This is a genomic window from Pseudomonas sp. B3G-3, from assembly GCF_028640915.1.
Classification (GTDB): Bacteria; Pseudomonadota; Gammaproteobacteria; order Pseudomonadales; family Pseudomonadaceae; genus Aquipseudomonas; species Aquipseudomonas chlororaphis_I.
Genome location: NZ_JAQZAB010000064.1, coordinates 86,018 through 110,111 on the forward strand (window position 1 = coordinate 86,018; position 24,094 = coordinate 110,111).

Annotated in this window: 22 protein-coding genes; 13 read left to right on the forward strand and 9 right to left on the reverse strand. The window is 64.4% G+C overall.

Annotation, left to right across the window (positions count from 1 at the left end):
* Positions 1-35 precede the first annotated feature (35 nt).
* The 3 genes from betC to PVZ80_RS04335 all read left to right on the forward strand — a co-directional run bounded on the left by betC (position 36) and on the right by PVZ80_RS04335 (position 4,277).
* Positions 36-1,550: a choline-sulfatase gene (gene betC, locus PVZ80_RS04325; protein WP_273863458.1), complete on the forward strand. Its 1,515-nt coding sequence runs from the start codon at positions 36-38 to the stop codon at positions 1,548-1,550.
* A 15-nt stretch (positions 1,551-1,565) separates the two neighbouring features.
* Complete coding sequence (gene choX / locus PVZ80_RS04330) at positions 1,566-2,510, forward strand: choline ABC transporter substrate-binding protein (protein WP_273863459.1); 945 nt, start codon at positions 1,566-1,568, stop codon at positions 2,508-2,510.
* A gap of 198 nt (positions 2,511-2,708) precedes the next feature.
* Positions 2,709-4,277, forward strand: coding sequence for a SulP family inorganic anion transporter (locus tag PVZ80_RS04335; RefSeq protein ID WP_110175227.1), 1,569 nt, complete (start codon positions 2,709-2,711; stop codon positions 4,275-4,277).
* A gap of 126 nt (positions 4,278-4,403) precedes the next feature.
* Here the strand turns inward: PVZ80_RS04335 and aroE are convergent, their stop codons facing one another.
* Both aroE and hemF read right to left on the reverse strand, forming a co-directional pair.
* A complete protein-coding gene (gene aroE / locus PVZ80_RS04340; RefSeq protein WP_009046233.1) occupies positions 4,404-5,225 on the reverse strand; it encodes a shikimate dehydrogenase in 822 nt (273 codons plus the stop codon).
* A gap of 115 nt (positions 5,226-5,340) precedes the next feature.
* Positions 5,341-6,258, reverse strand: coding sequence for an oxygen-dependent coproporphyrinogen oxidase (hemF, locus tag PVZ80_RS04345; protein WP_273863460.1), 918 nt, complete (start codon positions 6,256-6,258; stop codon positions 5,341-5,343).
* Positions 6,259-6,426: 168 nt separating this feature from the next.
* Here hemF and PVZ80_RS04350 point away from each other — a divergent pair, with 168 nt between their 5' ends.
* Entirely contained in the window at positions 6,427-7,404 is a 978-nt protein-coding gene (locus PVZ80_RS04350) for an NADPH:quinone reductase (protein WP_273863461.1), read from the forward strand.
* A gap of 45 nt (positions 7,405-7,449) precedes the next feature.
* Here the strand turns inward: PVZ80_RS04350 and PVZ80_RS04355 are convergent, their stop codons facing one another.
* The 3 genes from PVZ80_RS04355 to PVZ80_RS04365 form a co-directional block, all read right to left on the reverse strand.
* Positions 7,450-8,007, reverse strand: coding sequence for an L-threonylcarbamoyladenylate synthase (locus tag PVZ80_RS04355; protein WP_007926207.1), 558 nt, complete (start codon positions 8,005-8,007; stop codon positions 7,450-7,452).
* 54 nt (positions 8,008-8,061) lie between these two features.
* The gene (gene dprA, locus PVZ80_RS04360; RefSeq protein WP_041987901.1) at positions 8,062-9,171 is read right to left on the reverse strand and encodes a DNA-processing protein DprA; all 1,110 of its coding nucleotides are present in this window, start codon (positions 9,169-9,171) and stop codon (positions 8,062-8,064) included.
* 79 nt (positions 9,172-9,250) lie between these two features.
* Entirely contained in the window at positions 9,251-10,276 is a 1,026-nt protein-coding gene (locus PVZ80_RS04365; RefSeq protein WP_009046228.1) for a LysM peptidoglycan-binding domain-containing protein, read from the reverse strand.
* A gap of 152 nt (positions 10,277-10,428) precedes the next feature.
* Here PVZ80_RS04365 and def point away from each other — a divergent pair, with 152 nt between their 5' ends.
* The 5 genes from def (at position 10,429) to PVZ80_RS04390 (ending at position 15,140) form a co-directional block, all read left to right on the forward strand.
* Positions 10,429-10,935, forward strand: a complete 507-nt coding sequence (def, locus tag PVZ80_RS04370) for a peptide deformylase (protein ID WP_009046227.1) — start codon at positions 10,429-10,431, stop codon at positions 10,933-10,935.
* A 69-nt stretch (positions 10,936-11,004) separates the two neighbouring features.
* Positions 11,005-11,964, forward strand: a complete 960-nt coding sequence (gene fmt / locus PVZ80_RS04375; RefSeq protein WP_016703938.1) for a methionyl-tRNA formyltransferase — start codon at positions 11,005-11,007, stop codon at positions 11,962-11,964.
* On the forward strand, positions 11,961-13,286 hold the full coding sequence (rsmB, locus tag PVZ80_RS04380; protein WP_016703939.1) for a 16S rRNA (cytosine(967)-C(5))-methyltransferase RsmB: 1,326 nt from the start codon (positions 11,961-11,963) through the stop codon (positions 13,284-13,286). Before fmt ends, rsmB begins: the two co-directional genes overlap by 4 nt.
* A gap of 24 nt (positions 13,287-13,310) precedes the next feature.
* The gene (gene trkA / locus PVZ80_RS04385; RefSeq protein ID WP_009046224.1) at positions 13,311-14,684 is read left to right on the forward strand and encodes a Trk system potassium transporter TrkA; all 1,374 of its coding nucleotides are present in this window, start codon (positions 13,311-13,313) and stop codon (positions 14,682-14,684) included.
* Between the two features lie 138 nt (positions 14,685-14,822).
* Positions 14,823-15,140 (forward strand): tetratricopeptide repeat protein, encoded by a 318-nt coding sequence (locus tag PVZ80_RS04390; RefSeq protein WP_009046223.1) that lies wholly within the window; start codon positions 14,823-14,825, stop codon positions 15,138-15,140.
* A 165-nt stretch (positions 15,141-15,305) separates the two neighbouring features.
* Here the strand turns inward: PVZ80_RS04390 and PVZ80_RS04395 are convergent, their stop codons facing one another.
* The 3 genes from PVZ80_RS04395 to PVZ80_RS04405 form a co-directional block, all read right to left on the reverse strand.
* Positions 15,306-15,545, reverse strand: coding sequence for a pilus protein PilZ (locus tag PVZ80_RS04395; protein ID WP_016703940.1), 240 nt, complete (start codon positions 15,543-15,545; stop codon positions 15,306-15,308).
* Positions 15,546-15,615: 70 nt separating this feature from the next.
* Positions 15,616-16,503, reverse strand: coding sequence for a lysophospholipid acyltransferase (locus PVZ80_RS04400; RefSeq protein WP_023967681.1), 888 nt, complete (start codon positions 16,501-16,503; stop codon positions 15,616-15,618).
* Positions 16,504-16,547: 44 nt separating this feature from the next.
* Positions 16,548-17,111: a DNA-3-methyladenine glycosylase I gene (locus PVZ80_RS04405; RefSeq protein ID WP_009046221.1), complete on the reverse strand. Its 564-nt coding sequence runs from the start codon at positions 17,109-17,111 to the stop codon at positions 16,548-16,550.
* Positions 17,112-17,192: 81 nt separating this feature from the next.
* Here PVZ80_RS04405 and glyQ point away from each other — a divergent pair, with 81 nt between their 5' ends.
* The 4 genes from glyQ (at position 17,193) to PVZ80_RS04425 (ending at position 21,594) form a co-directional block, all read left to right on the forward strand.
* Positions 17,193-18,146 (forward strand): glycine--tRNA ligase subunit alpha, encoded by a 954-nt coding sequence (glyQ, locus tag PVZ80_RS04410; protein ID WP_003177094.1) that lies wholly within the window; start codon positions 17,193-17,195, stop codon positions 18,144-18,146.
* Positions 18,143-20,197 carry a glycine--tRNA ligase subunit beta gene (glyS, locus tag PVZ80_RS04415; protein ID WP_007921024.1) on the forward strand — a complete coding sequence of 685 codons (2,055 nt, stop codon included), beginning with the start codon at positions 18,143-18,145 and terminating at the stop codon, positions 20,195-20,197. Before glyQ ends, glyS begins: the two co-directional genes overlap by 4 nt.
* A 7-nt stretch (positions 20,198-20,204) precedes the next feature.
* Entirely contained in the window at positions 20,205-20,738 is a 534-nt protein-coding gene (gene gmhB, locus PVZ80_RS04420) for a D-glycero-beta-D-manno-heptose 1,7-bisphosphate 7-phosphatase (protein ID WP_016703942.1), read from the forward strand.
* Positions 20,739-20,823: 85 nt separating this feature from the next.
* Complete coding sequence (locus tag PVZ80_RS04425; protein WP_037006036.1) at positions 20,824-21,594, forward strand: lysophospholipid acyltransferase family protein; 771 nt, start codon at positions 20,824-20,826, stop codon at positions 21,592-21,594.
* A 171-nt stretch (positions 21,595-21,765) separates the two neighbouring features.
* Here the strand turns inward: PVZ80_RS04425 and PVZ80_RS04430 are convergent, their stop codons facing one another.
* Positions 21,766-24,084, reverse strand: coding sequence for a CHASE2 domain-containing protein (locus PVZ80_RS04430; protein ID WP_273863462.1), 2,319 nt, complete (start codon positions 24,082-24,084; stop codon positions 21,766-21,768).
* Between the last annotated feature and the right edge of the window lie 10 nt (positions 24,085-24,094).

The following is a 24,094-nucleotide window of genomic DNA, read 5'->3' on the forward strand; positions in this document are numbered from 1 at the left end:
TCGCATAACTGCCCACTATGGAATGCCGCGAATACATGAAGCGCAAGAACATTCTTTTCATCATGGCCGATCAGATGGCCGCGCCAATGTTGCCGTTCTACGGTCCATCGCCCATCAAGCTGCCGCACCTGAGCCGTCTCGCCGCGCAAGGCGTGGTGTTCGACGCCGCCTACTGCAACAGCCCACTGTGCGCGCCCTCGCGTTTCACCCTGGTCAGCGGCCAGTTGCCGAGCAAGATCGGCGCCTATGACAACGCCGCCGACTTCCCCGCCGACGTCCCGACCTACGCCCATTACCTGCGCCGCCTGGGCTACCGCACCGCGCTGTCAGGCAAGATGCATTTCTGCGGCCCGGACCAGCTGCACGGTTACGAAGAACGCCTGACCAGCGATATCTACCCGGCCGACTATGGCTGGGCGGTGAACTGGGATGAGCCGGACGTGCACCCCAGCTGGTACCACAATATGTCCTCGGTGCTGCAGGCCGGGCCATGCGTGCGCACCAACCAGCTGGATTTCGACGAAGAGGTGGTGTTCAAGGCCCGCCAGTACCTGTTCGATCACGTTCGCGAAGACGGCGACCAGCCGTTCTGCCTGACCGTGTCGATGACCCACCCGCACGACCCGTACACCATTCCCAAGGCCTTCTGGGACCTGTACCGCGACGAGGATATTCCGCTGCCGCAGACCCCGTCCCAGGACGCGCTTGACCCGCATTCCCAGCGCCTGCTCAAGGTCTACGACCTGTGGGACAAGCCGCTGCCTGTGGATAAGATTCGCGACGCGCGTCGCGCCTATTTCGGCGCATGCAGCTATATCGACAGCAACGTCGGCAAACTCCTGGAAACCCTGGAGGAAACCGGGCTGATCGACGACACCATCATCGTTTTCTCCGGCGACCACGGCGACATGCTCGGCGAGCGCGGCCTCTGGTACAAAATGCACTGGTTCGAAATGGCCGCGCGGGTGCCGCTGCTGGTCAGCGCGCCGGGGCAGTTCGCCGCTGGCCGGGTGGGCCAGGCGGTCTCGACCGCCGACCTGCTGCCGACCCTGGTGGAACTGGCCGGTGGCCAACTGCAAGCGGATCTGCCGCTGGATGGCCGCTCCCTGGTGCCGCACCTGCAAGGGCAGGGCGGGCATGACGAAGTCTTCGGCGAATACATGGCCGAAGGCACTATCGGCCCGCTGATGATGATTCGTCGCGGCCGCTACAAGTTCATCTACAGCGAAGACGACCCGTGCCTGCTGTTCGATGTGGCCAACGACCCGCGTGAACAGAAAGAACTCAGCCAATCGCCGCAATATCGCCCGCTATTCGAGGATTTTCTCCGCGAAGCGCGGGCCAAATGGGATATCCCGGCCATTCACCAACAGGTACTCGCCAGCCAGCGCCGCCGCCGCTTCGTCGCAGGCGCCTTGAGCCTCGGCAAGCTGAAGAGCTGGGACCACCAGCCACTGGTCGACGCCAGTGCGCAATACATGCGCAACCACATCGACCTCGACGATCTGGAGCGCAAGGCTCGTTATCCACAACCCTGCCAAAACCAATAACGTAAGGGGAAGAGCATGCAAAGGTTATCCACAGCAGTGACGGCTGCGCTTCTGGCGCTGGGCAGTGCTTCGATCCCGGCCCTGGCCTGGGCCGAACAGGGGTGCGAGACGGTGAAGATGGCCGACCCGGGCTGGAGCGACATCGCCGCCACCAACGCCATCGCCGGTTTCCTGCTGGACGGCATGGGCTACAAGGCCAAGGTCGATACCCTGGCGGTGCCGATCACCTTCGGCGGGCTCAAGGACGGCCAGGTGGATGTGTTCCTGGGCAACTGGATGCCGGCGCAGCAGGGCTTCTACGACAAGTTCGTGGCCAATGGCGATGTCACCCAGCTGGCGAAGAACCTGGACGGCACCGAGTTCACCCTGGCGGTGCCGGATTACGTCTGGGACGCCGGCGTGCATGACTTCAGCGACCTGAACAAATACGCCGAGCTACACCCAAAAGAAGTCGACAAAAAGCTCTACGGCATCGGCTCCGGGGCCCCGGCCAACCTGTCGTTGCAGGAGATCATCAAGAAGAACGACTTCGACCTCGGCCAGTGGAAGCTGATCGAGTCCAGCGAGCAGGCGATGCTCGCTGAAGTCTCGCGGGCGGTGAAAAGGCAGAAGTTCGTCACCTTCCTCGGCTGGACCCCGCACCCAATGAATGTGCAGTTGAAAATGCGCTACCTCAAGGGTGGCGAGAAGTACTTCGGCGACACCGGCAGCGTCTACACCCTGACCCGCAAGGGTTATGCACAGGCCTGCCCGAACGTCGGCAAGCTGCTGAGCAACCTGAGCTTCACCCAGGACATGGAGAACAGCATCATGGCCGAGGTGGCCAACAAGAAGGTCAGCAACTTTGACGCAGCCAAGGCCTGGATCAAGGCCAACCCGGCGGTGCTGGACAAGTGGCTGGACGGGGTGAAGACCCTCGACGGCAAGGATGCGCTGCCGGCGGTGCAGGCCAAACTCTAACGCCCGTCGTAGGAGCGAGGCTTGCCCGCGATGCGGGCGACACGGTCTTCCAGATGGACCCTGCATGCAGGTTTTGGGGCTACTGCGTAGCCCATCGCGGGCAAGCCTCGCTCCTACAGGAAACCCTGGCGGAATGGGGCAAGCCTTCCGGCAATGCTTTACCCTGACGCCCCTGAACACCTTCACCCGCGAGGACCCATGGCCTGGCCCAATCGCCATTCACTCTTGCCCTTCCTGAGCTGGCTGCCCCGGCAGACCCGCGCCAGCGTCGGGCGCGACCTGCTGGTGGGCCTGAGCGGCGCCATCCTCGCCCTGCCGCAATCCATCGCCTATGCCCTGATCGCCGGCCTGCCGCCGGAATACGGCCTGTATGCCGCCGTCGTCCCGGTGCTGATCGCCTGCCTCTGGGGTTCTTCCTGGCACCTGATCTGTGGCCCGACTGCGGCGATTTCCATCGTCCTCTACGCCAGCGTCAGCCCCCTGGCGGTGCCGGCATCCCAGGACTACATCACCCTGATCCTGCTGCTGACCTTGCTCGCTGGCGTGTTCCAGTGGCTATTGGGGCTGTTGCGCTTCGGCGCGCTGGTGAACTTCGTGTCCCACTCGGTGGTGCTCGGCTTCACCCTCGGCGCCGCGGTGGTGATCGCCCTGGGGCAACTGCCCAACCTGCTGGGCCTGGACTTGCCGAGCGAAGCCACCGCGCTGAACAGCCTGACCTCGCTGTTCGCCCATCTCGATGCTGTGGATAACCCCTCGCTGATCCTCGGCCTGGGCACGCTGATCGTCGGCCTGGCCCTGAAACTGCTGGTGCCGCGCTGGCCCTCGCTGCTGATCAGCCTGATCCTCAGCGCTCTGGTGGTATGGCTGTGGCCGGCGCTGTTCGGCCAGGTGAAGCTGGTCAGCGCCTTTACCGGGCGGCTGCCGCCGTTCAGCCCGCTGCCGCTGGACCTGGACATGATCCTGCGCCTGCTGCCCAGCGCCGTGGCGGTGGGCATGCTGGGGCTGGTGACCAGCCTGTCGATCGCCCGCTCGCTGTCGGCGCGCTCCGAGCAGTTGCTCGATGCCAACCAGGAAGTCCGCGCCCAGGGCCTGTCGAATATCGTTGGCGCATTCTTCTCCGGCTATCTGTCGTCCGGCTCCTTTACCCGCTCCGGCCTGAGCTACGAAGCCGGCGCCTGTTCGCCGCTGGCGGGGGTGTTCTCGGCGCTGTGGGTGGCCTTGTTCGCTGTGGCCGGCGCGGCGCTGATCGCCCATATCCCGATCCCGGCCATGGCCGGGAGCATCCTGCTGATCTGCTGGGGATTGGTGGACCATCGCGGCATTCGCGCGCTGTTCCGGGTCAGCCGCGCCGAGTTCGCGGTGATGAGCCTGACCTGTGTCGCCACCTTGCTCCTGGAATTGCAGACGGCGATCTATGCCGGGGTCCTGGCATCGCTGTTCTTCTACCTCAAGCGCACCTCGCAACCGCGCGTGCAGCATGGGCGCGAAGGCGACGAGGACATCCTGCGGGTCGGCGGCTCGATCTTTTTCGGCGCCAGCCATTACCTGCAAGTGCGCATGCAGCGCTGCCATGCGCCGCGCCTGGTGATCGACGCCCGGCAGATCAACTTCATCGACTATTCCGGGGTGGCCATGCTGCACCAGGAAGCCCGCCGCCTGCTGCGGCAGAACCGCAGCCTGACCCTGCGCCGCGCGCGGGCCTCGGTGATCGAAGAGTTGAGAAAGCTCGAAGGCGCGGAGAGATGCCCGATCCGGTTTGAGGATTGAACCCGGCTATGTAGGAGCGAGCTTGCTCGCGATGAACGTCGACGATAATACGGCGTGGCTGTCGCACCGCCGCTTCGCGGCTATCGCGAGCAAGCTCGCTCCTACAATAGAAAGAGGGGCGCGGGGTCAGAGCCCCAGCTGGCGCCGCAGCTCCGCCAGCACCGGCGCGGTGTCCGGACGCACGCCGCGCCACAGGAAGAAGGCTTCCGCCGCCTGTTCGGCGAGCATGCCCAGGCCATCCATGGAAATCGCCGCGCCGTATTGGCTGGCCCAGCGACAGAAGGCGGTCGGCTCCTTGCCATACATCATGTCATAGCACACCGTCTTGCCCGGCTCGATCAGGCTGGCGGCGATCGGCGGCACGTCGCCGGTAAGGCTGGCCGAGGTGGCGTTGATGATCAGGTCCACCGGCTCGCGCAACCAGTCGAAACCGCTGGCCGACACCGGCCCCAGGTCGCTGAACAGCTCGGCCAGCAGCTCGGCCTTTTCCACCGTGCGGTTGGCGATGATCACCGACGCCGGCTGCTCCGCCAGCAGCGGCTCCAGCGCGCCACGCACCGCGCCACCGGCCCCCAGCAGCAGAATGCGCTTGCCCTTGAGGCTGAAGCCGGCGTTGACCGTCAGGTCGCGCACCAGGCCGGCGCCGTCGGTGTTGTCGCCCAACAGGCTGCCATCGGCGAGTTTGCTCAAGGTGTTCACCGCACCGGCGCGCTGGGCGCGGGCGGTCAGGCTGTCGGCTAGGCGGTAGGCGTCTTCCTTGAACGGCACCGTGACGTTGGCGCCACGTCCGTCCACGAAGAACCCGCGGGCACAGCCGGCGAAATCGTCGAGGGGCGCCAGCAGAGTGGTGTAGACCAGCCGCTGCGCCGTCTGCTCGGCGAACAGCCGATGAATCAGCGGCGACTTGCTGTGGCCGATCGGGTTACCAAAAACGACGTACTGATCCATCCAATAAAACCCTCATGCACATCCCTGTAAGGAACCAGCTTGCTGGCGACAGGGACGCTGCGCTGTTCTGTTCAATCGCATTATCGTCCAGCGCCGGCCAGCCGGCTGCAACGCTTTACGCAGAGCCCGCCAGCCAGTCGCGGTCCTGCAGGAAATATTCGGTCAGGCGCGCTTCTTCGCTGCCCGGCTCGGCTTTCCAGTCGTAGCCCCAGCGCACCTGCGGCGGCAGGGACATGAGGATCGACTCGGTACGCCCGCCCGATTGCAGGCCGAACAGGGTGCCGCGGTCGTAGACCAGGTTGAACTCGACATAGCGGCCGCGACGGTACTCCTGGAACTCGCGCTGCTTCTCGGTATAGCCCAGGGCCTTGCGGCGCTGGACGATCGGCAGGTAGGCCTCGAGGTAGGCGTCGCCGATGGCGCGCATGAAGGCGAAGCTGGTGTCGAAGTCCCACTCGTTGAGGTCGTCGAAGAACAGGCCGCCGATGCCGCGTGGTTCATTGCGATGCTTGATGTGGAAGTAGCTGTCGCACCAGGCCTTGTAGCGCGGGTAGACGTCCGGGCCAAAGGACGCGCAGGCCTTTTCGGCGACGCGGTGCCAGTGCACGCAGTCTTCCTCGTTGGCGTAGTAGGGGGTCAGGTCGAAACCGCCGCCGAACCACCAGACCGGCTCTTCGCCTGCTTTTTCAGCGATGAAGAACCTTACGTTGGCGTGGGAAGTCGGCACATGGGGGTTGTGCGGGTGGATCACCAGCGACACGCCCAGCGCCTCGAAGCCACGGCCGGCCAGTTCGGGCCGGTGGGCGCTGGCGGACGGCGGCAAGCCGCTGCCGAACACGTGGGAAAAGTTGACGCCGCCTTTCTCGATCACCTTACCGTCGGCAATCACCCGGGTGCGCCCCCCACCGCCGGCCGGTCGGGTCCAGGCGTCTTCGACGAAGCGCGTACCGCCGTCTTCGGCTTCCAGGGCAGCGCAAATGCGGTCTTGCAGGTCGAGCAGGTAGGCTTTTACGGCCTCGGTGCGGGTAGTCATGGCATCACCTTGAATCGGGCAAAGCTACGCGGCGCCAGGGATACAGCAGAGGGCCTGCGCAAATGGGCGCGTAGCATAACACTGCGTGGGGGCCGGTCGCAGTTGACGGCGGTCAAGCATAGGAGTCCGATAAGGCACTTTCGCGACACGACCGAGGAGAGAGTGCAGATGGCCAAACGTATCCAGTTCCGGGCCCATGGCGGCCCGGAAGTACTCGAGTATGTGGATTACCAACCCGCAGAACCGGGCCCGCAACAGGTCCGCGTGAGCAACAAGGCCATCGGCCTGAACTTCATCGACACCTACTACCGCAGCGGTCTCTACGCGCCACCGGCCTTGCCATCGGGCCTGGGTGCCGAAGGGGCCGGGGTGGTCGAGGCGGTGGGCAGCGCCGTGACCCGCTTCAAGGTCGGCGATCGCGTGGCCTATGGCAGCGGCCCGCTGGGCGCCTACAGCGAGCTGCATGTGCTGCCCGCGGACAATCTGGTGCACCTGCCGGACAGCATCGACTTCGAACAGGCGGCCGGGGTGATGCTCAAGGGCCTGACCGTGCAGTACCTGCTGCGCCAGACCTACGAGCTCAAGGGCGGTGAAACCGTGCTGTTCCACGCGGCCGCCGGCGGTGTCGGGCTGCTCGCCTGCCAGTGGGCCAAGGCCCTGGGGGTGAAGCTGATCGGTACTGTCAGCTCGCCGGAAAAAGCCGCGCTGGCAAAATCCCTCGGCGCCTGGGAAACCATCGACTACAGCCATGAAGACGTGGCCAAGCGCGTGCTGGAGCTGACCGACGGCAAGAAATGCCCGGTGGTCTACGACGGCGTGGGCAAGGACACCTGGCTGACCTCGCTGGACTGCCTGCAGCCACGGGGTCTGATGGTCAGCTTCGGCAACGCCTCGGGCGCGGTGGAGGGGGTCAACCTGGGCATCCTGGCGGCCAAGGGCTCGCTGTATGTCACCCGTCCGACCCTGGGCACCTACGCCAACAACGCCGAGAACCTGCAGGCCATGGCCGACGATCTGTTCGGCATGATCGCCAGCGGCAAGCTGAAGATCGAGATCGGCCAGCGTTATCCACTGGCGGACGCGGCGAAGGCACAGATCGAACTGGCGGCGCGGCGCACCACGGGTTCGACCATTCTGCTGCCTTGAAATGCATCGCGATCCGACTTGCCCGCGATAAACGATGACGCGGTGTCAGGCCGGACGCACGATCTTGCCGGTCACCAGGTCGCGGATCAGGCTCGGGTTCTTGCGCCCGCCCAGGCTGCCGCCCAGGACCATGTCCAGCTGCCCGCGGAAATACTGCTCGACGCGAATCCGCGTGCGGGCGGCCGGGCGCCCCTGGGGATTGGCCGAGGTGGAAATCAGCGGCCCCACCAGCGCACATAACTCGCGCACCAGTGGATGATCGCTGACCCGCAAGGCCACGGTGTCGTGGACCCCAGTGACCCATTCCGGCAACAGATTCTGATGGGGCACCAGCCAGGTGTTCGGCCCCGGCCAGGTGCTGGCCATGCGATCGAGCCATTCCTGGGGGAAGTCCTCGAAGAGGAAATCGAACTGGCGGATGTTGTCGGCGATCAGGATCAGGCCCTTGTCCACGGAGCGCGACTTGATGGCCAGCAACCGGTCCACCGCCTCTTCGTTCCACGGGTCGCACCCCAACCCCCAGACTGCTTCGGTTGGGTAGGCAATCACCGCCCCTGCGCGAATTTCTCGTGCGGCTTGTTGCACACGCCAACTGCTGACCATTGCTGACTCTCCGGATTAAGGCTGTGCGCAGTTTACCGATCCTGCTTATAAAGCCTAGCCTTTTGCCCGGGCATACCAGCAGCCTGCTTCACATACCGCATGGCCCTCCAGCTCCAGCTCCGTAAGCGCCGCCAGCACCCTGGACAGGCTCCAGCCACTGGCCTGCACCAGGCCCTCGCTGGTCTGCGGCGCAGCATGCAACAGCGCCAGCAACGGGTGAGCGGGCGCGACTGGTGGCGGGGCTGGGGATAACGGCAGTCGTTGCCAGCCACGCAGGGCTTCGAGGATATGTTCGATGGTTTCCACCAGCACCGCGCCATCACGAATCAGCTGATGACAGCCCCGGGCCCCGGGGTGATGGATCGACCCGGGTATCGCATACACCTCGCGGCCTTGCTCGGCGGCGAGCCGGGCGGTGATCAGCGAACCGCTGGCGACGCTGGCCTCCACCACCAGCACGCCAAGGGACAGGCCACTGATGATCCGGTTGCGCCGGGGAAAGTGGCTGGCGTGGGGTCCGGTCTCCAGCGGGAACTCGGAAACCAGCGCGCTACCCTGGGCGATCATGGCATCGGCAAGGCGCCGATTGCGCTGTGGATAAAATTTTTCCAGGCCGGTGCCGAGCACGCCGACGGTCTGCCCGCCGACCTCCAGGGCGGCCTGGTGCGCCGCGCCATCGATCCCCAGCGCCAGGCCGCTGGTGATGACAAAACCGGCCGCGGCCAGGCTGCGGGAAAAGGCCGCGGCGGTGTCCATTCCAGGCCTCGAAGCGCGACGACTGCCAACCACCGCCAACTGCGGTTTTTCCAGGATCCGCGGATCGCCGGCGACAAACAGCAGCGGCGGCGCATCGGCAATTTCATTCAACAACGGCGGGTAGTCAGGCTGGTCCCACATCAGTAAATGCTGGCCCGGACGCTCCAGCCAGGCCAATGCACGGCTGGCGCCATCACGCACCTCGGCGTTGCGCCGGGCCTCGGCCGCACTCGCCGGCAGGCCCAACGCACGCCAGGCACTGGCCGGCGCGCTGATGGCCTTGGAGGCCGAACCGAAGGCTTCGAGCAACAGCTGAAAACGCTTCGGGCCAAGGTCCGGCAAGCGGTGCAAACGTAGACGGGCTTCCAGTTCCGCGGGGGAAACCGGAGCCTGGGCAGGCAGTGACATAGGATCATCCTTGATCGTTATAAGCCCGGCTGAAGCAGGAATAAGCTGTGGATAACTCTGTTGGTAACTTGTTGAGGGTTTACGGGTTACGCACCTTGTCCATGATCGCCAGGGAGCGGGAAGCATTGAGCACCAGGCCGTAGCTGAGTTTGTCGTAGGTGCGGAAAACCATCAGCAGACCGGCCCGCTCATCCGGCATCTTCACCTGGCCGCCGGCCACCCGATCGCGCACGGTTTCACCGGTCTTCAGCACCGCCAGCACATTGCCTTCAGCCAGGCCATCGCGCCGCCCCTTGTTCAGCGTCACCACGTCCAGCGCGCCGATCTGGGTGACGCCCCGTGGCACGTCGATGATCAGGCCCTCGACCGCCCGGCTCGGCGGGCTGGGGACAAAGGTCGAGTTGATGACCCGCGGCTCGCCGCTGAACAAACGGTCGCCCAGGCGCACTTCCTGGGTGGTGCGCTGCAATTGCAGGGTGGCGATATCGCCCTCGACCGCGACCACCTCGCCGCCGCCGATCTCGTCGGCGTTGATCCCCAGCACTTCGCCGCTCTGCGGGTCGGTGTAGGTCTTGCCCTGGCGGAAGATGCCGTAGGCCGATTGTTCCGGGTCGAAGCGGCCGCGCGCGAAGATCCGGTCGCCGGTGCCGCTGAGCACCCGTTCGGCATCGCCGGCGACTATGTAGGGCGCACTGTCGAAGGTCTCGGCCCGGTCGAGGATGCGGTTGCTCAGCAGAAAGCTGTCGATGGCCTGCAGTGGAATGGTCGGGATCGCCTCGGCCAGCGGCGTGCGGCGCACCTGAGGCGACAGTTTGACCGTACCCCGGGAAGCGCCGCGCTCCAGGGTCAGGCGTGGTTCGCCATTGACCTGTACCAGCGCCAGGGAGTCGCCGGGGTAGATCAGATCGGGGTCGGCGAGGCTGGAATTGGCCTGCCAGAGCGCCGGCCATTGCCAGGGATCGCGCAGAAAGCGGTTGGCGATGCTCCACAAGGTATCGCCCGCCACCACGGTGTAGCGCTGTGGGTAACCCTCCCGGAGCGGCACCTGCGCCTGGCCGAAACCGGCCCAGCCCACGAGCAGCAAGGCGAGTAGTGATTTCCTCATGCGGTGAATCCCTTTATTATGTGTACTCGCGTGAAACGCCAGCGCCTGTGCGCTCCCTGCTCCTGATCGAGCACGTTTTACAACGGTTGCCCTTCCAGAACCCGCAAGGCCTCCGACTCCGAACTTACTTCACACGTGTAGCAATTACGCTTATGGCCATTTTAAACATCCTCGAATTCCCCGACTCGCGCCTGCGCACTATCGCCAAACCAGTGGCCGTAGTGGACGACGAAGTGCGTCAGTTGGTCGACGACATGTTTGAAACAATGTATGAGGCGCCCGGCATCGGCCTGGCCGCTACCCAGGTCAACGTGCACAAGCGCATCGTGGTCATGGACCTGTCCGAAGACCGCAGCGAGCCACGGGTGTTCATCAACCCAGAGTTCGAACCGCTCACCGACGAAATGGGCCAGTATCAGGAAGGCTGCCTGTCGGTACCGGGCTTCTACGAGAACGTCGATCGTCCGCAACGCGTGAAAATCAAGGCCCTGGACCGTGACGGCCAGCCTTACGAACTGATCGCCGAAGGCCTGCTCGCGGTGTGCATCCAGCACGAATGCGACCACCTCAACGGCAAATTGTTCGTCGATTACCTGTCCACGCTCAAACGCGACCGGATCAAGAAGAAGCTGGAAAAGCAGCATCGTCAGCAGGCTTGATCCCCTTCTTCCAAAGGCTTGCAGCGGCAAGCCTTTTTCTTTTCTGCGTATTTATTAGCGAGAATTCCCATGACTGAGCCACTGCGCATCGTCTTTGCCGGTACCCCGGAATTTGCCGCCGAACACCTCAAGGCCCTGCTCGACAGCCCCTACGAGATCGTCGCGGTCTACACCCAGCCGGACCGGCCGGCCGGACGCGGGCAAAAGCTGATGCCGAGCCCGGTCAAGCAACTGGCGCTGGAGCACGATATCCCCGTGCTGCAGCCGCCAACCCTGCGCAACGCGGAGGCCCAGGCCGAACTAGCGGCCCTCGCGCCGGACCTGATGGTGGTGGTCGCCTACGGCCTGATCCTGCCGCAGGCGGTGCTGGATATTCCGCGCCTGGGCTGCATCAACAGCCACGCCTCGCTGCTGCCACGCTGGCGCGGGGCGGCGCCGATCCAGCGCGCCGTGGAAGCCGGCGACGCCGAGAGCGGCGTGACCGTGATGCGCATGGAAGCCGGCCTGGACACCGGGCCGATGCTGCTCAAGGTCCGCACCCCGATCAGCGCCACCGACACCGGCGGCAGCCTGCATGACCGACTCGCCGAAATGGGCCCGCCGGCCGTGGTGCAGGCCATCGCCGGCCTCGCTGCCGGAACCCTGCAAGGCGAAGTGCAGGACGACAGCCTGGCCACCTACGCCCACAAGCTGAACAAGGACGAAGCACGGATCGACTGGAGCCGCCCGGCGCTGGAGCTGGAGCGCCTGGTACGGGCCTTCAACCCCTGGCCGATCTGCCACAGCACGCTCAATGGCGAAGCCCTGAAAGTGCTGGCCGCCAGTCTCGCCGAAGGCAAGGGCGCCCCGGGAACCATCCTCGGCGCCAGCAAGGACGGCCTGCTCGTCGCCTGCGGCGAGCAGGCGCTGTGCCTGACCCGCCTGCAATTGCCCGGCGGCAAGGCGCTGAACTTCAGCGACCTGTTCAACAGCCGGCGCGAGAAATTCGCCACCGGCACCGTGCTCGGACAAGCGGTGGATGCTCAATGAACCCGCGTCTGGCCGCCGCCAAGGCCCTGACCTCGGTCCTCAATGGCAAAGCCTCGCTCAACAGCTCGCTGCCAACCCTGCTGGACAAGGTCGAAGTGCGCGATCGCGGCTTCACCCAGGACCTGGCGTTCGGCACCGCGCGCTGGCAGCCACGGCTGGCGGCGCTGGCGGCCAAGCTGTTGCAGAAGCCGTTCAAGGCAGCCGATGCCGACGTCGAGGCGCTGCTGCTGGTGGGCCTTTATCAATTGCTCTACACCCGCGTCCCGGCGCACGCCGCCATCGGCGAAACCGTGGGCTGCGCCGACAAGCTGAAAAAGCCCTGGGCCAAGGCGCTGATCAACGCGGTGCTGCGCCGTGCACAACGCGAGAGCGAAGCGCTGTTCGCCGAGCTGGAGCGCGACCCGGTGGTGCGTACCGCCCATCCGCGCTGGCTGCAAAAATCCCTCAAGGCGTTCTGGCCCGAGCAGTGGGAAGCCATCTGCGCCGCCAACAACGCCCACCCGCCGATGATCCTGCGGGTCAACCGTCGCCATAAATCCCGCACGGCCTACCTCCAGCTGCTGAGCGAAGCCGGTGTCGCCGCCAAGCCTTGCGTCTACAGCCAGGACGGCATCGTCCTCGATGAAGCCGCCGACGTGCGCAGCCTGCCGGGCTTCGCCGAAGGCTGGATCAGCGTGCAGGACGAGGCCGCGCAACTGGCCGCCGAGCTGCTGGAGCTGGCGCCGGGACAACGGGTGCTGGACGCCTGCTGCGCGCCTGGCGGCAAGACCTGCCACATCCTCGAAGTCGAGCCCGCGCTGGCCGGCGTGGTCGCGGTGGACCTGGAAGCCAAGCGCCTGGTGCGTGTCCAGGAGAACCTCGACCGCCTGGGGCTGAACGCCGAGCTGATCGCCGCCGACGGCCGCGACACCGCTGCCTGGTGGGACGGCAAGCCGTTCCAGCGCATCCTGCTGGACGCGCCGTGTTCGGCCACCGGGGTGATCCGTCGCCACCCGGATATCAAGCTCACCCGTCAGGCCGACGACATCGCCGCCCTGGCCACCTTGCAAGGCGAACTGCTGGACACCATGTGGTCGACCCTGGAAGTCGGCGGCATCCTGCTGTACGCCACCTGCTCGACCTTGCCGACCGAAAACACCGAGGTGATCGAGGCGTTCCTGGCCCGGACCCCGGGCGCTCGCGAACTGGACATCGGCGGGCAACTGGGCCAGCCTCCGGCCGGCCTGAAGCAGCCCCACGGTCGCCAGTTGCTGGCGCAAGAGGGCGGCCATGACGGGTTCTACTACGCCAAGCTGATCAAGATTGCCGCCGCGCGCGGTTAAGAAAGGTTCTAAGGGAGTGACTGGATGAAGATCATCATCCTCGGAGCAGGGCAGGTGGGCGGCACGCTGGCAGAGCATCTGGCCAGCGAAGCCAACGACATTACAGTGGTCGACACCGATGGCGAACGCCTGCGCGATCTCGGCGACCGCCTGGACATCCGCACCGTACAGGGCCGCGGTTCGTTCCCGACGGTGCTGCGCCAGGCCGGCGCCGACGATGCCGACATGCTGGTCGCGGTGACCAACAGCGACGAAACCAACATGGTCGCCTGCCAGGTCGCCCATACCCTGTTCCACACCCCGACCAAGATCGCCCGGGTCCGCGAGGCGGCCTACCTGACTCGCGCCGGCCTGTTCGATAACGAGGCGATTCCGGTCGACGTGCTGATCAGCCCGGAACAGGTGGTGACCAACTACATCAAGCGCCTGATCGAACACCCCGGCGCCCTGCAGGTGATCGACTTCGCCGAAGGCAAGGCCCAGCTGGTGGCGGTCAGGGCCTATTACGGCGGGCCGTTGGTGGGGCAGCAACTGCGCCAGCTGCGCGAGCACATGCCCAACGTCGACACCCGCGTCGCGGCGATCTTCCGCCGTGACCGGCCGATCCTGCCCCAGGGCGATACGGTGATTGAGGCCGACGACGAAGTGTTCTTCATCGCCGCCAAGGCCAACATCCGCGCGGTGATGAGCGAGATGCGCCGCCTCGACGAATCCTACAAGCGCATCGTCATCGCCGGCGGCGGGCAGATCGGCGAACGCCTGGCCGAAGCCATCGAAAGCCGTTACCAGGTGAAGATCATCGAGATGAACCCGGCGCGTTGCCGCTACCTCTCGGACAACCTCGACAGCACCGTGGTCCTGCAAGGCAGCGCCTCGGACCGCGACCTGCTGATGGAAGAGAACATCGCCGACGCCGATATCTTCCTGGCCCTGACCAACGACGACGAAGCCAACATCATGTCCTCGCTCCTGGCCAAGCGCCTGGGAGCGAAGAAGGTGATGACCATCATCAACAACCCAGCCTATGTCGACCTGATCCAGGGCGGCGATATCGATATCGCCATCAGCCCGCAGTTGGCCACCATCGGCACCCTGCTGGCCCACGTGCGCCGTGGCGATATTGTCAGCGTGCACTCGCTACGCCGTGGCGCGGCGGAAGCCATCGAGGCGATTGCCCATGGCGATGCCAAATCGAGCAAGGTGATCGGCCGCGCCATCGAGGACATTACGCTGCCGCCAGGCACCACCATCGGCGCGATCATCCGCGACGAGGAAGTGCTGATCGCCCATGACGACACGGTGATCGAGGCCGGCGACCATGTGATTCTGTTCCTTGTGGATAAAAAACATATCCGCGATGTGGAGAAGCTGTTCCACGTGGGGTTGAGCTTCTTCTGATCCGGGACCTGCGCTGTCAGGACCGGTCAATCGCGAGCAAGCTCGCTCCTACAATGGAAGGCGTACATCCCTGTAGGAGCGAGCTTGCTCGCGATAGCTGTCTCGAATACGCCACCTAACCGTCGAAGGAGCCCTCCCATGCTCGAATCCCTGGAAAAAATGCTCGCCAAGGGTATGGATAACTCGCTGCTGCGCTTCGGCCTGGGCAAGGGTTATCTGGATCTGCACGAATACGCCAAGGCCGCCGAGCACCTGCAACGCTGCGTCGGTTTCGACCCCAAGTATTCGGCGGCGTGGAAGCTGCTGGGCAAGGCCTACCAGGGGCTGGAGGATTATCCGGCGGCGCGCCAGGCCTGGGAGCAGGGCCTGGAGGCAGCCCGCGGGCATGGCGACAAGCAGGCGGAAAAGGAAATGACGGTGTTTCTCAAGAAGCTCGAGCGCCAGACCAAAGGCTGACTGTAGCCGCTGCCGAGTGAGCGAGGCTGCGATCGACCGCGAAGCGGTCGTAAAACCAGGCGCCGCGATCTGCCAGACACTCCTGCTGCGCAGGTTTAGCGAGGACTGCGTCCTCGTACGCAGCCTCGCAAGTTCGTCAGCGGCTACAGGCGATGTCCGAACGCTTCAGAGATAACGCAGGCCGATGCCCTCGGCGTCCACCAGCACCACTTCCATCTTTACCCGTGGGGCGCTCATCGGCAGGCCTTGCACCTGGCCGTAGACCACCGCGCCCTTGGGCAGCGCCGCCAACGCCGGGTGCTTGACGTAGACCCCGCTGGCAGACAGGTTGCGCGTCTGGCCCAGGCATTCGCCGAAGCTTTCGTGCTGGATCTTGATCCTCAGGGATTTGCGCGAATCGGGCATATGCTGTGCTCTGCTTCAACCTTTGTGGATAACCTTGGGCGAAAGGTTATCCACAGATCGTGCCAGGCGGTCAGTACCAGCGTTCTTCGCCGGCCGGACGTTTCTTGAAACGCTTCATGCTCCACATGTACTGGCTCGGATAAGCCCGCACATAGCGCTCGACTACCTGGCTCATCGCCGCGCAGGAGGTTTCGGTATCGGTGCTGTACATCGCATCCGGCGCGGCTTCGAGGATTACCTTGTAGCCGGAACCGTCGGGCAGGCGCAGCGCATGCAGGAACACCCCGACCGCCTTGCCGCCGGCCAGCATGTTCGGCACGAACTTGCTGGTCAGCGCCTTGGTGGCGAAGAAGGGCACGAAGATCCCGGCGGATTCGGCCGGTTCCGGGTCGGCGGGAATGCCCACCGCACCACCTTTGCGCACTTCCTTGATGACGCTGAGGATGCCTTCCTTGGTGGACGGCGCCACGCGGTTGCCCAGTTGCACCCGCTGTTTCTGCAGCAGGTCGTCCACCGCCTTGAGCTTCGGCGGGCGGTAGAAAATGATCGGTTTGCACTGGCTGCAATAGAAGTGGTTGAGCACTTCCCAGTTGCCCAGGTGGCTGGTGATGCCGACCACACCCTTGCCCGACGCCAGCGCCTCTTGCAGCACCTCGAGGCCCTCGACTTCACGCACCAGGGCGATCGAGCGCTCGGCCGGCCAGATCCAGGCGCAGGCGCTTTCGGTCAGGGACTTGCCGATGTCTTTCAGGCTCTGTCCCACTAAACGCTCGCGCTCGGCGGCGTCCATCTGCGGAAAGCACTTGGCCAGGTTGATCCGCACCACATCGCGGGAACGGTTGGGGGTCTTCCACATGATCCAGCCGATGGCCGAACCGACCGCCTGCACCGCGCGCCAGGGCAGCAGGGCAAACAATCGCAGAGCGCCCACCAGCAGGGCGCCTTTAAACTTATCCACAGGTGACTCCTGATATCCGGGTCATGAACCTTGTCGCAAGCCGGTTATTCTAACCGCCCGTTTGCCAGGATGGCGTAGCGATCGCAGTCGCGGGTGTGATCCATCACCATGCCCGAAGCCTGCATCAGCGCATAACAGATGGTCGGCCCGACAAAGGTGAAGCCGGCCTTTTTCAGACCCTTGCTCATCGCCTCGGCCTCTGGAGTCACCGCCGGAACCTCGCTGCGGTCCTTGAAATGATTGACCCTGGGCACCCCGCCGACGAACGACCAGAGGAATGCCACCGGGTCCTCCAGCGCCATCCAGGCCTGGGCATTGCGCCGGGCGGCAGCGAGTTTCAGGCGGTTGCGGATGATCCCGGGATCGAGCATCAACTCGTCGATTTGTGCATCGCTCATCTGCGCCACGCGCTGCACATCGAAGCCGAACAGCACCTGGCGATAACGCTCGCGCTTCTTCAGGACGGTGATCCAGGACAGGCCGGCCTGGAACCCTTCGAGCAATAACAACTCGAACAAACGCTGCGCATCGCGTAGCGGCACGCCCCACTCCTGATCGTGATACGCCATGTACAGGGGATCTTCGTTGCACCAAAAGCAGCGTGGCATAAGGCTCCAGTGGGCGTGCGCACAACTGAATCGGGTATACTCCCGCTCTTTAAATCGCAGCCCAAGTAACAGGTGAATTTCGTGAGCCAGCCTACGCCAGCCGTGCGTACCTTCCAAGACTTGATCCTCGCCCTCCAGCAATACTGGGCCGAGCAAGGTTGTGTGGTACTTCAGCCCTACGATATGGAAGTAGGCGCCGGCACTTTCCATACCGCCACGTTCCTGCGCGCCATCGGCCCGGAAACCTGGAACGCCGCTTATGTGCAGCCCAGTCGTCGCCCGACTGACGGCCGCTACGGCGAAAACCCGAACCGTCTGCAGCACTACTACCAGTTCCAGGTGGTCTTGAAGCCGAACCCGGAAAACTTCCAGGAGCTGTACCTGGGCTCGCTCAAGCACGTCGGCCTCGACCCGCTGGTGCACGACATCCGTTTCGTCGAAGACAACTGGGAATCGCCGACCCTCGGCGCCTGGGGCCTGGGCTGGGAAGTCTGGCTCAACGGCATGGAAGTGACCCAGTTCACCTACTTCCAGCAAGCCGGTGGCATCGAGTGCTACCCGGTGACCGGCGAGATCACCTACGGCCTGGAACGCCTGGCCATGTACCTGCAGGGCGTGGATTCGGTCTATGACCTGGTCTGGGCCGACGGCCCGTTCGGCAAGGTGACCTACGGCGACGTGTTCCACCAGAACGAAGTGGAGCAGTCGACCTACAACTTCGAACACGCCAACGTCGAGAAGCTGTTCGAACTGTTCGATTTCTACGAAAGCGAAGCCAAGCGCCTGATCGAGCTGGATCAGCCGCTGCCGCTGCCGAGCTATGAAATGGTCCTCAAGGCCTCGCACACCTTCAACCTGCTGGATGCCCGTCGCGCGATCTCCGTGACCGCGCGTCAGCAGTACATCCTGCGTGTGCGCACCCTGGCGCGTTCCGTTGCGCAAGCCTACCTGCTGGCCCGCGCCAAGCTGGGCTTCCCGATGGCAACCCCGGACCTGCGTGATGAAGTGTTGGCTAAGTTGGAGGCGGCACAATGAGTGCGCAAGATTTTCTGGTTGAACTGGGCACTGAAGAACTGCCACCCAAAGCCCTGAACACCCTGGCCGAAGCCTTCCTGGGCGGTATCGAAAAAGGCCTGCAGGCCGCCGGCCTGAACTTCGAGACCAAGCACGTCTACGCCGCACCACGCCGCCTGGCGGTGCTGATCAGCGGCCTGGCCACCCAGCAGCCGGATCGCAGCATCAACCTCGACGGCCCGCCGCGTCAGGCCGCCTTCGACGCCGAAGGCAACCCGACCCAGGCAGCCCTGGGCTTCGCCAAGAAATGTGGCGTGGACCTGAGCGAAATCGACCAGAGCGGGCCGAAGCTGCGCTACAGCCAGAGCATCAAGGGCAAGCCGACCGCCAGCCTGCTGCCGACCATCGTCGAAGACTCGCTGAACGACCTGCCGATTCCAAAACGCATGCGTTGGGCTGCGCGCAAGGAAGAGTTCGTGCGTCCGACCCAATGGCTGGTGATGCTGCTCGGTGACCAGGTCATCGACTGCACCATCCTCGCCCAGAAAGCCGGTCGCGACTCCCGCGGTCACCGCTTCCATCACCCGCAAAGCGTGCGCATCACCTCGCCGGCCAACTATCTGGACGACCTGCGTGCCGCCTATGTGCTGGCCGACGCCAACGAGCGTCGCGAGCTGATCAGCAAGCGCACCGAAGAACTGGCGCGCCTGCAGGAAGGTACTGCCATCGTTCCAGCCGATCTGCTGGACGAAGTGACCGCCCTGGTGGAATGGCCGGTGCCGCTGGTGTGCTCGTTCGAGGAACGTTTCCTCGAAGTGCCGCAGGAAGCCCTGATCACCACCATGCAGGACAACCAGAAGTACTTCTGCCTGCTGGACGTCGACGGCAAGCTGCTGCCGCGCTTCATCACCGTGGCCAACATCGAAAGCAAGGACCCGCGCCAGATCATCGAGGGCAACGAGAAAGTCGTTCGCCCACGCCTGACCGACGCCGAGTTCTTCTTCAAGCAGGATAAGAAACAGAAGCTCGAAGACTTCAACCAGCGCCTGCAGAACGTGGTGTTCCAGGAGAAGCTGGGCAGTGTCTACGACAAGGCCGAGCGCGTCTCGAAACTGGCCGCGTTCATCGCCCCGCGCATCGGCGGCGACGCCCAGCGCGCCGCGCGCGCGGGCCTGCTGTCGAAGTGCGACCTGGCCACCGAAATGGTCGGCGAGTTCCCGGAAATGCAAGGCATCGCCGGTTACTACTACGCCCTCAATGACGGCGAGCCGGAAGACGTCGCCCTGGCGCTGAACGAGCAGTACATGCCGCGTGGCGCCGGCGCCGAGCTGCCAAGCACCGTCACCGGTGCCGCCGTGGCCATCGCCGACAAGCTCGACACCCTGGTCGGCATCTTCGGCATCGGCATGCTGCCAACCGGCAGCAAGGACCCGTACGCGCTGCGTCGTGCCGCGCTGGGCGTGCTGCGCATCCTGATCGACAAGAAGCTCGACCTGGACCTGACCGAAGCCGTGGCGTTCGCCGTCAGCGCGTTCGGCAGCAAGGTCAAGAGCGCCGGCCTGGCCGATCAGGTCCTGGAGTTCATCTTCGACCGTCTGCGTGCCCGTTACGAAGACGAAGGCGTGGATGTCGCCACCTACCTGTCGGTCCGTGCCCTGAAGCCGGGTTCGGCCCTGGACTTCGACCAGCGCGTGCAGGCCGTGCAGGCCTTCCGCAAGCTGCCGGAAGCCGCTGCGTTGGCCGCGGTGAACAAGCGCGTTTCGAACCTGCTGAGCAAGGTCGAAGGCAGCGTGCCGACCACCGTGGAAGCCAAGTACTTCGACAACGCCAACGAGTTCTCCCTGTACTCGGCGATCCAGCAAGCGGACCAGGCCGTGCAGCCAATGGCCGCGGCGCGTCAGTACAGCGAGACCCTGGCCCGCCTGGCCGCCCTGCGCGAGCCGGTCGACGCCTTCTTCGAGAAGGTGATGGTCAACGCCGAAGACGCCAACGTGCGGGCCAACCGCTACGCGCTGCTGGCACGTCTGCGGGGTCTGTTCCTCGGTGTCGCCGACATCTCGTTGCTGGGGTAAGGCGTACGTGAAACTGCTGATTCTCGATCGGGACGGAGTGATCAATTACGACTCCGACGCTTACATCAAATCGGTGGAGGAGTGGATTCCGCTCCCCGGCTCGGTCGAAGCCATCGCGCAGTTGAGCAAGGCCGGCTGGACGGTAGCGGTCGCTACCAACCAGTCGGGCATCGCTCGCGGTTACTACGATGTCGCCACCCTCGACGCCATGCACGAGCGCCTGCGCGCCCTGGTGGCCGAGCAGGGCGGCGAACTCGGCCTCATCGTGTACTGCCCCCATGGCCCGGACGAAGGTTGCGCCTGCCGCAAACCCAAGCCCGGCATGTTGCAGACCATTGCCCGGCACTACGAAGTGGATCTGGCTGGTCTATGGTTTGTGGGCGACAGTCTCGGTGACCTGGAAGCCGCAAAAGCCGTCGACTCTCAGCCAGTTTTGGTAAAGACCGGGAAAGGCGAAAAGACCCTGGGGAAAACCCTACCGGTAGGCACCTTGATTTTTGACGACCTGGCGGCAGTTGCCGCTGAACTTATCCACAATTAGAGAGTTCTTCTGACATCCTGGCCAAGGACTGTTCGGGAGTGCGCTTTTTTAGAGGCGGGCAATGCCCGCAACGGTAAACGCCGCTATGTCGATCCTGCAGGCAATCAGAACCTTCTTCTTTTACCTGCTGCTGGGCACCAGTTCGTTGCTGTGGTGCTCCCTGAGCTTTTTTATCGCGCCCTTCCTGCCGTTCAAGGCGCGCTATCGCTTTATCAACGTCTATTGGTGCCGCTGCGCGTTGTGGCTGGCCAAGGTGTTTCTCAAGATCAACGTGGAAGTGAAGGGCGCGGAAAACGTCCCCGAGCGTCCATGCGTGATTGTCTCGAACCACCAGAGCACCTGGGAGACGTTCTTTCTCTCGGCCTATTTCGAACCGCTGAGCCAGGTGCTCAAGCGTGAACTGCTGTACGTGCCGTTCTTCGGCTGGGCCATGGCCATGCTGCGTCCGATCGCCATCGACCGCGACAACCCCAAGGCCGCGCTCAAGCAGGTCGCCAGCAAGGGCGACGAGCTGCTCAAGGACAATGTCTGGGTACTGATCTTCCCGGAAGGCACCCGGGTGCCTTACGGCCAGATGGGCAAGTTCTCCCGCAGCGGCAGCGCCCTGGCGGTCAACGCCGACTTGCCGGTGCTGCCGATCGCGCACAACGCCGGCAAATACTGGCCGAAGACCGGCTGGGTCAGGCACCCCGGCACCATCACCGTGGTGATTGGTGCGCCGATGTACGCCGAAGGCTCCGGACCACGGGCCATCGCCGAGCTCAACGACCGGGTCGCGGCCTGGAATGAGCAGGCGCAGCGGGACATGGGTTCGCTGCCTCCGGTAGCCGCGGCGCCGGACAAGATGGCCATCTGAGTTTCTGTGGATAACCTGTGTACCGTTTTATGGATAATCGCTATATAAAATTCGTAAGCATATGATTTATATACATATTTCATAAACCCATAAAACTCCGGAAAACGTGCATAAGTTTTCTGGATACGAAAAAAACCGGCCCTTGAGCCGGTTTTTTTCGCCTGTCGATATTCAGTCCGTGAGCAGGGGTAATTGCAGGCTGAAGGTTGTCCCCTGGCCGACCACGCTACGGCAGACAATCCGCCCTTCATGCCGGTCGACCACCGCCTTGACCATCGACAACCCCAGCCCCAGGCCTTCGCTGCCCTGGGCCGAGGCGAAGCGCTGGTACTGCACGAACAGCTGCGGCAGCTCATCGGCCGCAATGCCTTTGCCCTGGTCGGTGATATCGCAGGTCAGCCAGCCTTCTGTGCAAGCGACTTGCACCCGGACGGTCGAGCCCGACGGGCTGTACTTAATGGCGTTTTCCAGCAGATTGAACAAGGCCCGGGTCAGCAGGGATTGATCGGCCAGCACCATGCCTTCGGCATCGTCGTCGAGGTCATGCACCAGCTGGATGTTTTTCAGCTGGGCGATGGTCATGGCCTGGTCGAATGCATCCAGCACCAGCATGGCGAACATGCTCGGCTGGAACTGATAGGCCTCGGACTCGGCCTTCGCCAGTTGCACAAAGGCTTCGGTGAGCCCCAGGGCGCGACGCACCTGCAGTTCGATCTGGCTGTAGATCCGTGTATCGCCCGAGCCCTGGTGCCGCTGCACATCGAGCAAGGCCAGGATCGCCGAATGGGGCGCGCGCAGGTCATGGGACAGGAAGCGCAACAGGGTGGCCCGCTGCTGCTCGGCATCCCGCTCGAGGCTCAGGTCGGTGAGGCTCAGCAGCCAGCCGATCGGCGTATCGCTGTCGATCGGCAGCAAGGGCGCCAGGTCCACGCGCAGGCTGCGCTGTTCGATATCCCGAAATTCCAATGGCTGCAGTTGCGACAGGGCAGGGCGTTGCCCGTCCTGCAAACCGGGATAACCCAGGCCGGCCAACTGGTGGACCAGGTCCTCGCCGATCAGCGCGTTGCCAAACACTTCACGGGCGTTGCGGTTAGCCAGCAACACGCGGCCGTCCGGATCGCTGATCAGGGTGGCCACCGGCAGGTATTCCAGGCCGTCGGCAATGAACCGGCGGGTGTCGCGGGTGCGGCTCAAGGCCTGCTCCAGGGCCACGATCTGCCCCTGCAGCACATCCCCGGCGGGGGTCTGGGTGCGCCGGCGTTCGGGCAGTACCTTGGGTTCGCTGTCCAGGCGCGCCAGCTCCCAGCCAAAGTAGGCCAGGATCACGCTCAGGCGACGCCAGTTCCAGATCAGGTAAGCCAGCAGCATCCCCAGCAGACTGGCCACCGGCGGCCACCACAGTCCCAGGCGCAGCAGCCCGGCCGAACCGAGTAGGGCCGCCGCCATGCAGGCCAGGGTCAACCACAACGCATGCCGCGGCCGTACCAGCAGCAATCCCAGCAGGGCCGCCACCAGCAGCACCGACAGCGCCGCGGCCGGCCATTGCCCCAGGGCAACGATGGTGCGCTGCTGCAACAAGCCATTGAGCAGGTTGGCCTGGATCTCGATGCCTGGGGTGGTGCCGACGCTGGCCGACTGCGGGGTGACGTAACGGTCGCCCAGGCCGGGAGCGGTGGTGCCGATCAGGATCAGCTTGTCACGCAACAACTCCGGTGGGACTTCACCGCGCAATACGCTGACATAGGGAACACTGGGGAACCCGGCCTGGGTGCTGATGAAGGGGATGCGTATTTCGTTGCTGCGCAGCCAGCCCTGGGTGATCTGCGCGGTGTCCGAGCCAGGCATCGACAGGGCAGTGCCTGCCGGGTGCGCCTGTTGATAAAGCAGCCAGGCCAATTGTGCCTTCGGCGCCTGCGGTGGGCCTTCGCGCAGATAGACGCTGCGGACCGTGCCGTCGGTATCGGCCTCGGCGTTGATATGGCCGACCGCCTTGGCGCACTGGCTCAACGGCGCCACCGGCTCGATCTCACCCAGCGGTTGGCCGTAGCGGGCCACGCTCTCGCGCAGCAGGGGCAGGAATACCTGGCCTTCGCGGCAGATCGCCTGGGCCAGGCGCTGATCGTTCTCGGGAACGCTGTCGGGTTCGCTGAAGATCACGTCGAACAGCACACCCTGGACCTTGGCCGCCGTCAGCCGATCCAGCAGGTCGGCATGCAGGGTGCGCGGCCAGGGCCACTGGCCCAGCTGCTGCAGGCTGTAGTCGTCGATGGTGATCATCAGCAGGCGTGAATCGACCGGCAACGGGCTGAGCCGTCGCAGGTTGTCATACAGCAGGTTATTCAGCGCCAGTCCGTGGCTCAGCGACAACAGGGCGGTCAAGGGCAGCAGGATCAGGCTGACCCATGCCCATTCCCGCACCAGACCGCCAAACAGTCGCTGGGCTTGCGTCGGCTCCCGGCCCTCGGGTCGGCGCCAGCGCCTCACCGACAAACCGCCGCGC